At 70.6% G+C, this 10,174-nt stretch carries 14 protein-coding genes; 7 read left to right on the plus strand and 7 right to left on the minus strand.

Going from position 1 to position 10,174, the window contains the following annotated elements; translation table 11 throughout:
* The 5 genes from Q4I23_RS26075 to modD all read left to right on the plus strand — a co-directional run.
* Positions 1–247: YggT family protein (locus Q4I23_RS26075; protein ID WP_498528136.1), on the plus strand; the 247-nt coding region annotated here is incomplete at its 5' end.
* Positions 247–621 carry a DUF167 family protein gene (locus Q4I23_RS26080; RefSeq protein WP_498528137.1) on the plus strand — a complete coding sequence of 125 codons (375 nt, stop codon included), beginning with the start codon at positions 247–249 and terminating at the stop codon, positions 619–621. The genes Q4I23_RS26075 and Q4I23_RS26080, both read left to right, overlap by 1 nt.
* Positions 614–1,522 (plus strand): bifunctional methylenetetrahydrofolate dehydrogenase/methenyltetrahydrofolate cyclohydrolase FolD, encoded by a 909-nt coding sequence (gene folD, locus Q4I23_RS26085; RefSeq protein ID WP_454020130.1) that lies wholly within the window; start codon positions 614–616, stop codon positions 1,520–1,522. The genes Q4I23_RS26080 and folD overlap by 8 nt, the downstream gene beginning before the upstream one ends.
* A complete protein-coding gene (locus tag Q4I23_RS26090; RefSeq protein ID WP_035669719.1) occupies positions 1,519–2,508 on the plus strand; it encodes a magnesium transporter CorA family protein in 990 nt (329 codons plus the stop codon). The genes folD and Q4I23_RS26090 overlap by 4 nt, the downstream gene beginning before the upstream one ends.
* A gap of 19 nt (positions 2,509–2,527) precedes the next feature.
* Positions 2,528–3,355, plus strand: coding sequence for a ModD protein (modD, locus tag Q4I23_RS26095; RefSeq protein ID WP_454020129.1), 828 nt, complete (start codon positions 2,528–2,530; stop codon positions 3,353–3,355).
* A gap of 21 nt (positions 3,356–3,376) precedes the next feature.
* On the opposite strand, the gene Q4I23_RS26100 is transcribed toward modD, so the two are convergent.
* Positions 3,377–3,679, minus strand: a complete 303-nt coding sequence (locus Q4I23_RS26100) for a 4a-hydroxytetrahydrobiopterin dehydratase (RefSeq protein WP_137139450.1) — start codon at positions 3,677–3,679, stop codon at positions 3,377–3,379.
* A gap of 149 nt (positions 3,680–3,828) precedes the next feature.
* On the opposite strand from Q4I23_RS26100, the gene Q4I23_RS26105 reads away from it, so the two are divergent.
* Entirely contained in the window at positions 3,829–4,242 is a 414-nt protein-coding gene (locus tag Q4I23_RS26105; RefSeq protein WP_041810830.1) for a metallopeptidase family protein, read from the plus strand.
* Between the two features lies 1 nt (position 4,243).
* Here Q4I23_RS26105 and Q4I23_RS26110 read toward each other — a convergent pair whose 3' ends face one another.
* Both Q4I23_RS26110 and Q4I23_RS26115 read right to left on the minus strand, forming a co-directional pair.
* Positions 4,244–4,834: a uracil-DNA glycosylase family protein gene (locus Q4I23_RS26110; protein WP_498528138.1), complete on the minus strand. Its 591-nt coding sequence runs from the start codon at positions 4,832–4,834 to the stop codon at positions 4,244–4,246.
* Positions 4,831–5,577, minus strand: a complete 747-nt coding sequence (locus Q4I23_RS26115) for an NAD-dependent deacylase (RefSeq protein ID WP_498528142.1) — start codon at positions 5,575–5,577, stop codon at positions 4,831–4,833. The genes Q4I23_RS26110 and Q4I23_RS26115 overlap by 4 nt, the downstream gene beginning before the upstream one ends.
* 113 nt (positions 5,578–5,690) lie before the next feature.
* Here Q4I23_RS26115 and Q4I23_RS26120 point away from each other — a divergent pair, with 113 nt between their 5' ends.
* The gene (locus tag Q4I23_RS26120) at positions 5,691–6,164 is read left to right on the plus strand and encodes a low molecular weight protein-tyrosine-phosphatase (RefSeq protein ID WP_498528139.1); all 474 of its coding nucleotides are present in this window, start codon (positions 5,691–5,693) and stop codon (positions 6,162–6,164) included.
* 10 nt (positions 6,165–6,174) lie between these two features.
* Here Q4I23_RS26120 and Q4I23_RS26125 read toward each other — a convergent pair whose 3' ends face one another.
* From Q4I23_RS26125 to Q4I23_RS26140, 4 genes are all read right to left on the minus strand, one after another.
* Positions 6,175–6,408, minus strand: coding sequence for a DUF1127 domain-containing protein (locus Q4I23_RS26125; protein ID WP_498528140.1), 234 nt, complete (start codon positions 6,406–6,408; stop codon positions 6,175–6,177).
* A gap of 71 nt (positions 6,409–6,479) precedes the next feature.
* Positions 6,480–7,376, minus strand: coding sequence for a transcriptional regulator GcvA (gene gcvA / locus Q4I23_RS26130; RefSeq protein WP_454020125.1), 897 nt, complete (start codon positions 7,374–7,376; stop codon positions 6,480–6,482).
* A gap of 276 nt (positions 7,377–7,652) precedes the next feature.
* The gene (gene trxA / locus Q4I23_RS26135) at positions 7,653–7,976 is read right to left on the minus strand and encodes a thioredoxin TrxA (RefSeq protein WP_014238663.1); all 324 of its coding nucleotides are present in this window, start codon (positions 7,974–7,976) and stop codon (positions 7,653–7,655) included.
* A 211-nt stretch (positions 7,977–8,187) separates the two neighbouring features.
* Positions 8,188–10,174 (minus strand): 3'-5' exonuclease (locus tag Q4I23_RS26140; protein ID WP_498528141.1); only part of this gene is annotated, 1,987 nt, incomplete at its 5' end.

Below are 10,174 nucleotides of genomic sequence, written 5' to 3' on the forward strand. Positions count from 1 at the left end.
CCTCTATGTGTGGCTGCTCATCGCTTCGGCGGTGCTGAGCTGGCTGGTGGCCTTCAACGTCGTCAACACCCGCAACCGCGCGGTCTATGTCATCGGCGACTTCCTCTACCGCGTCACCGAACCGGTCCTGCGCCCGATCCGCCGCGTCCTGCCGAACATGGGCGGCCTGGACCTGTCGCCGATCGCGCTGATCCTGCTGATCTTCTTCATCCGCAACCTGATGGCGGAATACTGGCCGCGCTTCTGATGGCGGTACCGTTTGAGGCCGTGCCCTTCGAGGCGGTGGCGGACGGCGTCCGGCTGGCGCTGCGGGTGACGCCCAAGGCGTCGCGCAACGCCATCGCCGGGCTGGCCGCTACGGCGTCCGGAGGAACGGCCCTGAAGGTGACCGTCACCGCCGTGCCGGAGAACGGCAAGGCGAACGAGGCGGTGGTGAAGCTGCTGGCCAAGGCGTGGAAACTGCCCAAGACCAGCCTGACGGTGGTGGCCGGCGCCACCGACCGGAACAAGATTGTCCATGTGGCCGGCGATCCGGCCGACCTGATGCGCCGGCTGACGGCGCTGGTGGAAACCGCGACCGGCGACCCGGTGAGCAGCAACGGTGGGAAGAGCGATGGCTGAGGCGAAGATCATCGACGGCAAGGCGTTCGCCGCGGGGCTGCGCGCCCGCGTGGCGGAGGGTGTGGCCGCGCTCAAGGCCAGCCACGGCGTCACCCCCGGCCTCGCCGTCGTGCTGGTGGGCGAGGATCCGGCGAGCCAGGTCTATGTCCGGTCCAAGGAAAAGGCCCTGGCCGACCTCGGCATGAACAGCTTCGACCATCATATGCCCGCCGATCTCGGCGAGGCGGAGCTGCTGGCCCTGATCGATCGGCTGAACGCCGACCCGGCGGTGCACGGCATCCTGGTCCAGCTTCCCCTGCCGAGGCACATCGACACCCAAAAGGTTCTGGCCCGCATCGTCCCGGAAAAGGATGCGGACGGCTTCCACGTCGTCAACGCCGGCCTGCTGGCGACCGGCAGCCCCGGCGCCATCGTGCCCTGCACGCCGCTGGGCAGCCTGCTGCTGCTCCGCGACACGCTGGGCGCCGACCTGAAGGGCAAGCGGGCGCTGGTGCTGGGCCGCTCCAACATCGTCGGCAAGCCGATGGCGCAGCTTCTGCTCCAGCAGGACTGCACGGTCACCGTCGCCCATTCCCGCACCCAGGACCTGCCCGGCGAATGCCGGCGCGCCGACATCCTGGTCGCCGCGGTGGGCCGTCCGGAGATGGTGCGCGGCGACTGGATCAAGCCGGGCGCCGTGGTCATCGACGTCGGCATCAACCGCGTGCCGCACCCGACCGAGCCGGGCAAGACCAAGCTGGTCGGCGACGTCGCCTACGACGAGGCGGTCAAGGTCGCCGGCGCCATCACCCCGGTGCCGGGCGGCGTCGGGCCGATGACCATCGCCTGCCTGATGCTCAACACGCTGGCCGCCGCCTGCCGCGCCGCCGGCGCGCCGGTCCCGGCCGAGGCTCTTGCATGATCACGGTCCACGCCCGGGTGGGCGGCCGCGTGGTCGAGCAGCCGCTCGCCCTTGGCGAGCCGCTGCCGCCCAACACGGTGTGGATCGATCTTCTCCGCCCCGATGAGGCGGAGCGCGCGCATGTCGGCGCCGTCACCGGCTGCGACCTGCCGACGCGCGAGGAAATGAAGGAAATCGAAGCGTCGAGCCAGCTCTACACCGAAGGGGAGGCCGTCTACCTCACCTCCTCGGTGATCGCGCGGGCCGATTCGCCGATGCCGGAGCAGGGCGAGGTCACCTTCGTCCTGACCCCCCGGCACATGATCACGGTGCGCTTCACCGAGCCGCGCTCCGTCGCCACCTTCGCCGCGCGGACCAGCCGCCAGCCGGAGCTTCTGGCCAGCGCGGAGGACGCGCTTCTGGGCATCCTCGACGCGGTGATCGACCGGGTGGCCGACGTGCTGGAGCTGATCGGCGCCCGCATCGATGGGCTCTCCGCGCGCATCTTCACCGACTCGCTGAACAGCAAAGGGGTCGGAAGCTCCAAGAAGCCGGACGAGCTGCAGGATGTGCTGCGCGGCATCGGACGGGCCGGCGACCTGACGCACAAGGTGCGCGACAGCCTCGCCGGGCTGGACCGGCTGGTCGCCTTCCTCTCCTCCGTCGCCGCCGGGCGGCTGACCAAGGAGCAGAAAGCCGCGCTGAAGACCCTGACGCGCGACCTGCGGTCCCTGAACGAGCACGCCGGCTTCCTGGCGCATGAGGCGAACTTCCTGCTCGACGCCACGCTCGGCCTGATCAACATCGAGCAGAACGCGATCATCAAGATCTTCTCGGTCGTCTCCGTGGCGCTGATGCCGCCGACCCTGATCGCGTCGGCCTACGGCATGAACTTCCACCACATGCCCGAGCTGGACTGGGACTTCGGCTATCCCATGGCCATCGTGATGATGGTGCTGTCCGCCGTCGTGCCGCTCTGGTACTTCCGCCGCCGCGGGTGGCTTTAACAAGAAAAGGGAACCGCCGATGATCGTCCTGTCCGATGCCGCGCTCGACGCGCTCCTCGTCCAGGACGTTCCCTACGGCGATCTGACCACCGACTCGCTGGGCATCGCCGCCGCCCCGGCGCGCATCCGGTTCACGGCGCGCGGCGCCATGGTGCTGGCCGGGACGGAGGAAGCCGCCCGCCTGATCGGGAAGGCCGGCGGCACGGTGACCTCTTTCCGGCCCAGCGGCACGGCGGTGGAGGCCGGAGCGCCCTTCCTGGAGGGGCATGGCCCGGCGGGCGCCCTGCACCGCGGCTGGAAGGTGGCGCAGACGCTGGTCGAATACGCCTCCGGAATCGCCTCCCGGGCTCGCCGCATCGTCGAGGCCGCCCCCGGGGTGACGGTCGCCTGCACCCGCAAGAATTTTCCCGGTGCCAAGGACCTGTCGGTCAAGGCGGTGCTGGCCGGCGGGGCGGTGATGCACCGGCTGGGCCTGTCGGAAACGATCCTGGTCTTCGCCGAACACCGCGCCTTTCTGTCCGGCCCGCCCGAGGCGTGGATCGCCGATCTGCGCCGCCGGGCGCCGGAAAAGAAGATCGTGGTGGAGGTCGACACGGTGGCGGACGCCATCGCCTTCGCCCGGGCCGGGGCCGACGTGCTGCAACTGGAGAAACGCCCGCCCGAGGAGGCCCGCGCCGTGGTCGAGGCGACGCGCGGCCTGCCGCGCCCGCCGGTCGTCGCCGCGGCGGGCGGCGTGACGGAGGACAATGCGGCGGCCTACGCCGCCGCCGGTTGCCCGCTGCTGGTCACCACCGCCCCCTTCTTCGGGCGCCCGGCGGATGTGAAGGTGGTTCTGGAACCGGCCTGACGCGCTCCGTGCGCGCTTAGATCAGCGGTCGCGGTTCGGGGCGATCTGGTCCACGCGGTGGGCGAAATCGACGTCGGCCTGGGTCAGGCCGTCGGCGCTGCGGGTGCACAGGATGATCTCCACCCGGCCCATGTCGTTGAACCATTCCGGATGATGGTTCACCCGCTCCGCCAGCAGGGCGACCTGGCTCATGAAGCCCCAGGCGGCGGGGAAGTCGGGGAAATGGTAGGTTTTGCGGATCGCGTCGCGCTCCAGCACCTCCGCCCAGCCATGCAGTTCCTTCAGCGCGGTCTGCCGCTTGGCACCCACCAGCTTGTCCGACATTCCTTCCCCCGTTGTTGGTTGGCCTGTGCTTGGTTGGCCTGTGCAAGGCGTAACGGACACGGATCGATTGTGGATCAAATCGCTGTTCCGGTCCGTCTTCCGGTTTAGCGCCGCTTGGCCTGGGCGGCAAGCAACGCTACCTTCCCCCTATGATGCGCAAACCGGCACACACCCACAGCGTTCCCCCCTCCACCCCCGACCTCGAGCGGATGGCCGAGGACGCGCTGGAGACGATTCCGCGGGAACTCCTGGCCCCGATCGCCAATCTGTCGATCCATGTCGAGGATTTCCCCGACGAGGAGACCGAGCGCGAGATGGAGCTGGAAAGCCCCTTCGACCTGCTCGGCCTCTATCGGGGCGTCGATATGACGCGGCAGAGCGTCGCGGACCTGCGCAGCGGGCCGGACATGATCTTCCTCTACCGCCGCCCGATCCTGGACTACTGGTGCGAGACGGGCGAGGACCTGTTCGCCATCGTCCGCCACGTCCTGATCCACGAGATCGGCCACCATTTCGGCCTGTCGGACGAGGACATGGAGCGCATCGAGGCCATGGAGGGGTGAGTCACCCGTTCAGAGCCTCGTCCACGCGGCGGCGCAGGGCGGGCACCAGTTCCGCGTCGAACCAGGGGTTCTTCTTCAGCCAGGCGGTGTTGCGCCAGCTCGGGTGGGGGAGGGGCAGGAACTCCGGCAGGTAATCCCGCCACGCCGCCACCGTGTCGGTCATCGTCCGCCGGCGGCGGTTTCCCAGATAGTGGGCCTGGGCGTAGCTGCCGACCAGCAGGGTCAGCCGAACCCCGGTCAGGGCGGCGCGCAGCGGCGGGTGCCAGAGCGGCGCGCATTCCGGTCGCGGCGGGTAGTCGCCGCCCTTCGGCGCCGTGCCGGGGTAGCAGAGCCCCATGGGGACGATGGCGATCCGGCTCTCGTCGTAGAAGGCCGCGCGGTCCATGGCCAGCCACTGGCGCAGCCGGTCGCCGGACGGATCGTTCCAGGGGATGCCGCTGGCGTGCACCCGCGCGCCCGGCGCCTGCCCGACGATCAGCAGGCGGGCGGACGGGCTGCCGCGCAGCACCGGGCGGCAGCCGTGCGGCAACACCCCCGCGCACAGCCGGCAGGCGCGGGCCTGTTCGAACAGTTTCTCAAGATCGCCGCTCAAAGGCTCAGCAACCCGCTCACGAAGGCCGGGACCAGCTCGGTCGCCGGGCCGTTGACGGAGTCCGCGAACAGGCTGGCGCCCGCCGACGGCTCCAGGTTCAGCTCCAGCGTCAGGGCGCCGGCGTTGCGCGCCTCGGCCACGAAGCCGGCGGCGGGATAGACGTTGCCGGAGGTGCCGATGGAGACGAACAGGTCGCAGGCGCCCAGCGCGCGGTAGATCCGCTCCATCTGGTAGGGCATCTCGCCGAACCACACCACGTCGGGGCGCATGCCGCCCTTGCGGGCGCAGGACGGGCAGACGTCCTCCACCGACAGGTCGCCGGCCCAGTGTTCCACCTTGCTGCGGCAATGGCGGCAGAAGACCGCGTTCAGCTCCCCATGCATGTGGATCAGCGTGTGCGACCCGGCGCGCTCGTGCAGGTCGTCGATGTTCTGGGTGACCAGCAGCAGGTCGCCTTTCCAGCGCCGCTCCAACTCGGCCAGAGCGGCATGGGCGGCGTTCGGCTGCACCGCGGGGTCGCGCAGGCCGCGCCGCCGGTCGTTGTAGAAGCGGTGGACCAGCACCGGGTCGCGGGCGAAGCCCTCCGGCGTGGCGACGTCCTCCAGATCGACCTTGGCCCAGATGCCGTCGGCGCAGCGGAAGGTGTCCAGGCCGGATTCCTTGGAAATGCCGGCCCCGGTCAGGAGGACGATGGAGTCGGTCGGCTTCAGATGATTGGCGATGGTCGTGATGGCGGCGGTCATATTGGCGGCGGTCATATTGGCGAGGGTCATGGCGCCCTGGCGGGTTCGGGGAACGGCTGCTAGATCTCGGGCCGGGAAAGGCACAGGCGGAAAGCAGAGAGGAGGAGGCCGGGATGGTCAAGGTCCTGTTCGTGTGTACGGGCAACATCTGCCGGTCGCCCACCGCGGAAGGTGTGTTCCGCGACCGGGTTCGGCAAGCCGGTTTGGAAAGCCAGATCGGCATCGATTCGGCGGGCACCCACAGCTATCATGTGGGGGAGGCGCCCGACCCGCGCAGCCAGCGCGCCGCCAAGGCCCGCGGGGTGGACCTGTCGGACCTGCGCGCTCGCAAGGTGACCGGGGCGGACTTCGCCGACTTCGATTACGTCCTGGCGATGGACGGCGGGCATCTGGCGCAGTTGCGGCGCATGGCCCCGCCGGACAGCAGGGCGACGGTCGCCCTGTTCCTCGATTACGCTCTTGACGCACCGAAGCGCGAGGTGCCCGACCCCTATTACGGCGAGGGGCTGCACTTCAACGAGGTGCTGGACCTCTGCGAGGCCGGGGCCGTGGGGCTGTTGGAGGCGATCCGGCGGGACCGGCTGTAAACCGCGACCTTCACCGCCAGAGAGACTTCCGCGCTTCGGTGACGGCATCGTAGCGGGTGATGCCGATGTCCCGCAGTTCGTAGTCGGAGAGGGAGAGCAGGGCATCGCGCTGGCGGCGCTCCTCCCGGAAGCGGGCGATCCAAGCCAGCAGTGTGTGAAGGCGGCGGGCCGGTGACGGCGCGGTGCGGGGGAGGACGTGCAGGGTCATGGTGACCTCCGGCGGGTGCGATGGAAGCACCAGCATCCGGCCGTCCCCGCCGCTCCGGCAAACGGGACCTTTTCATCGTCGGGTGAGCGAATTTCACCCGAAGCGGGTCACCCTCCCTGGGCGAACTCCGCCCGCATCCAGGCGCGGAAGGCGGCGACCTCCGGGCGGCGCAGGCTGTCCTGGGCGGTGACCAGCCAATAGGCGCTTTTCGCGCGCAGGCGCGGCCCCATCACCTCGACCAGCTGGCCGGACGCCAGCTCCGGGTCGACGGTCGGACGCCGCCCGATGATGACGCCCAGCCCGCGCACCGCGGCGTCCACCGCCATGTGGATCGCGTCCAGCCGCAACCCGCGCTTCAGCCCGTCGTCCAGCGCCGACGGCGGCAGGCCCGCGGCCTCGGCCCAGGCGGTCCAGTCCTCCGACACGTCGGCGACGTGGAGCAGTGGGACGGAGGCGAGATCGGCAGGGCAGGCGATGCGCGCCGCCAGGGTGGGGGCGGCCACCGGGACGAGGTCCTCCTCCATCAGCTTCAGCGCGGCCAGACCGGGCCAGTCGCCGCGTCCCAGCCGGATGCCGGCGTCGATGCCGTCGCGGGGGAACTCGACCACCCGATGGGCGGTGTCCAGCGCCACCGTGATCGCCGGGTGGCGCTCCTGGAAGGCGGGAAGGCGGGGGATCAGCCAGCGCAGGGCGAAGGTCGGGGCGGCGCTGACCGACAGCCGCCCGCTGGGCTTGCGGCCCGGCACGCTCTCCGTCGCCAGCGCCAGCGACTGCAGCGCGTCGCGCACGCGGGGCAGATAGGCGTGGCCGGCGGGGGTCAGCGACAGGCTGCGGTTTCCGCGCAGGAACAGCTCCACCCCAAGCCAATCCTCCAGCGTCTGGATGCCGTGGCTGACCGCGCTGGGGGTCAGGTGCAGCTCTTCCGCCGCCGCCTTGAAGCTCTGGTGGCGGCCGGCGGCCTCGAACAGGCGCAGGGTGTTGAGGGGCGGCAGTCGGTAGGCCATCGTTTGCCAAATCTGCGACGGAGGTGGATTGGCCGCAAGGGGAAGCTGGTGCCGTGTACCACCCCTCTCCCGCCCCGGGAGAGGGAAGGGGCCCACGCGAAGCGTGGGAAGGGTGAGGGTGCGGCAAAGAACGAGCGCCTTGATCCTCGGACGACCCTCACCCGGCCCTTCGGGCCACCCTCTCCCCGGAGGGGAGAGGGGATTGGACTTGCAGTGCCCAAACAAAAAGCCCCGCCAGAGGGGCGGGGCCTTTCGATCGTCCGGGGACCGCTTGGCTCAGAGAGCCTCGTCGACCCACGTAAACAGCGCGGTCTTCGGCAGGGCGCCGATCTTGGTGGCGGCGACGTTGCCGTTCTTGAACAGCATCAGCGTCGGGATGCCGCGCACGCCGTACTTGGTCGGGGTGCCGGGGTTGTCGTCGATGTTCAGCTTGGCGACGGTGACCTTGCCGCCATACTCCTTGGCGAGGTCGTCGAGCGCGGGAGCAATCATCTTGCAGGGGCCGCACCACTCCGCCCAGAAATCGACCAGGACCGGACCGTCGGCCTTCAGCACGTCCTGCTCGAAGCTGTCGTCGGTGACCTTGATGGGATCGCTCATGTGACCTCTATGCCTGGGTTCAGGGGCACCGCCGCGCCGATTTTCCACCGGCGGCGGACCCATCCCTCATCGGTGGAATTTGCCAAAATGTATGACCGACCCCCCTCGCTGGTCAAGCCGGGGCGCGACTGCGGTCTCGTCAACCCAATCCGCCGTCCCGTGCAACGCGGCCGGGGGTGAAAAGTTCCCGAGGCGGACTATCGCGCGCGCCTCACTCCGGAAGCTCCATCAGCGCCGGGGTATCCGTCCACAGCAGGACGCAGCGCACCGCCTTGTCCGGGTAGATGGCGCGCAACGCCGCGCGGTAGGCCTCCATCTGGCGGACATAGACGGGCGGCACGTCCTCCGCCCGGACGGGCGGCGGGCGGTTGGTCTTGTAGTCGACGATCCACACCGCGTCGTCCTCGATCACCAGCCGGTCGACCCGGCCCGACAGGGCGCGCCCGGTGACCAGACCGACCACCTCCACCTCGGCGCGGGAGTTGGGGCCGAACAGGCGGGCGAAGCGCGGGTCGGTCAGGACGCGTATCGTTTCGGATACGATTTCATCCTGGCGTTCCGCCGTCAACTCATGCCCGGGACGAGCAAGGTAGCGTCGGGCGGCGGCCTCCCGCGCGTCGGGCGGCAGGTCGGGCAGGGTCTGCATCAGCCGGTGGATCAGCAGGCCGCGCTTGAAGCGCGCCCCGTCGTCCTCGCCCAGCGGGGAGCGCATCGCCGGCTCGTCGCCGTCCGGGCGGGAGGGGGTGAGGGGGCGCGACGGCTCCGGCTCCTCCGGCGCGGCGGCGGTCAGCCAGGGCGGGGCGGCCTGCGTCGCCAGCACGCGGCCGGCCCCGGCGCCGTCCGGCTTGGGAACGGCGGTCTGCGGGTCGGCCAGCCGCCACCCCTCGCCGCTCCAGCCGTCCGGGCAGAGGGTGGAGAAGTCGAAGGGGTGCGGCACGCCGATCTCGCCCATCGCGGCCTCGACCAGCTTGTACCAGCAGGCGTCGGACGGCTCCTTCTTGCCCTGGTAGCCGCAGACGTACAGCCGGTCCTCCGCGCGGGTCAGCGCGACGTACAGCAGGCGCCTGTACTCCTGGTCGCGGCGGCGGTTGGCGCGGGTGCGCGCCTCGGCACACAGCGCATCCTCCTGCGAGCGGCGGGCGGCGAACAGCGGCACGGCGCAGCCCTCGTCGGGCCAGAGGATCGGCGGGCTCTGGGTCGGCGTGCCCAGCGTGTCGGGCAGGAAGACGATGGGCGCCTGGAGCCCCTTGGAGCCGTGCACCGTCATGATGCGTACGCGTCCGCCGCCCTGTTCCAGCTCGCGCTTGATCTCCGCCTCGCTGGCCGCCAGCCAGGCCAGGAAGTTCTGGAGGGAGGGCGGCTCGGTCTTCTCGAAAGCGAGGCATACGGCCAGGAACTCGTCCAGCGGGTCCTGCGCGTCGGGGCCGAGCCGCTTCAGGAGGGCGCGGCGGCCCGACCCGTCCGGATCGGCGGGACAGGGGGCGGCCAGCAGCCCGGCGAACAGCTCGTAGGGCGCCAGGAAATCGGTGCGGGCGAGCTGGGCGCCCAGATAGCGGCGGGCCGGGCGGTAGGCGGGATCGTCCTCCGCCTTCGCCACCAGAGCCCGCCACAGCGTGCCGCGCCGCCCGTGGGCGAGGTCGAAGAGCTGGTCCTCGCTCAGCCCGATCAGCGGTCCCTTAAGGACGGTGGCCAGCGTCAGGTCGTCTTCCGGCAGCAGCAGGAACTCGCACAGCGCCATCAGGTCCATGACCGCCAGCTGCTCGGTCAGCACCATGCGGTCGACGCCGGCCACCGGAACGGCGCGGTCCTTCAGGGCGCGCACCAGCTCCGTCACGAAGGCGGTGCGGCGGCGGACCAGCACCATGACGTCGCCGGGCTGGATCGGCCGGCCCCGCGACTCGAGCGACTCGCCGCGCTGGGTCCAGTCGCGGATGGTGTCGGCGATGACCGCGGCCAGCCGGGCCGACGGCGAATCGGCGGCCTCGCGCTCCACCGGGGGCGCCCAGGCGGGCGGGTCGGCGGCCTCCGCCGGCTTCACCGGGGGCCACAGCTCGACCAGACCGGCATGGCCGCGGCGGAAGGCGCGGTGGCGGATCACCGGGCTCGTTTCGGAAGCGACACCATCCTTGGCGCCGTCCAGCCGGAACACCGCGTCCACGGTCTGCAGCACGGTGGCGGTGGAGCGGAAGGAGATGTCC

Source organism: Azospirillum sp. UFLA03-27 (assembly GCF_059803775.1).

What these genes read in the sequence shown, in the direction of transcription:
- Q4I23_RS26080 (WP_498528137.1), top strand. Translation starts at nt 247, where the DNA reads ATGGCGGTACCGTTTGAGGCCGTGCCCTTCGAGGCGGTGGCGGACGGC.
- folD (WP_454020130.1), top strand. Translation starts at nt 614, where the DNA reads ATGGCTGAGGCGAAGATCATCGACGGCAAGGCGTTCGCCGCGGGGCTG.
- Q4I23_RS26090 (WP_035669719.1), top strand. Translation starts at nt 1,519, where the DNA reads ATGATCACGGTCCACGCCCGGGTGGGCGGCCGCGTGGTCGAGCAGCCG.
- modD (WP_454020129.1), top strand. Translation starts at nt 2,528, where the DNA reads ATGATCGTCCTGTCCGATGCCGCGCTCGACGCGCTCCTCGTCCAGGAC.
- Q4I23_RS26100 (WP_137139450.1), bottom strand. Translation starts at nt 3,679, where the DNA reads ATGTCGGACAAGCTGGTGGGTGCCAAGCGGCAGACCGCGCTGAAGGAA.
- Q4I23_RS26105 (WP_041810830.1), top strand. Translation starts at nt 3,829, where the DNA reads ATGATGCGCAAACCGGCACACACCCACAGCGTTCCCCCCTCCACCCCC.
- Q4I23_RS26115 (WP_498528142.1), bottom strand. Translation starts at nt 5,577, where the DNA reads ATGACCGCCGCCATCACGACCATCGCCAATCATCTGAAGCCGACCGAC.
- Q4I23_RS26120 (WP_498528139.1), top strand. Translation starts at nt 5,691, where the DNA reads ATGGTCAAGGTCCTGTTCGTGTGTACGGGCAACATCTGCCGGTCGCCC.
- Q4I23_RS26125 (WP_498528140.1), bottom strand. Translation starts at nt 6,408, where the DNA reads ATGCTGGTGCTTCCATCGCACCCGCCGGAGGTCACCATGACCCTGCAC.
- gcvA (WP_454020125.1), bottom strand. Translation starts at nt 7,376, where the DNA reads ATGGCCTACCGACTGCCGCCCCTCAACACCCTGCGCCTGTTCGAGGCC.
- trxA (WP_014238663.1), bottom strand. Translation starts at nt 7,976, where the DNA reads ATGAGCGATCCCATCAAGGTCACCGACGACAGCTTCGAGCAGGACGTG.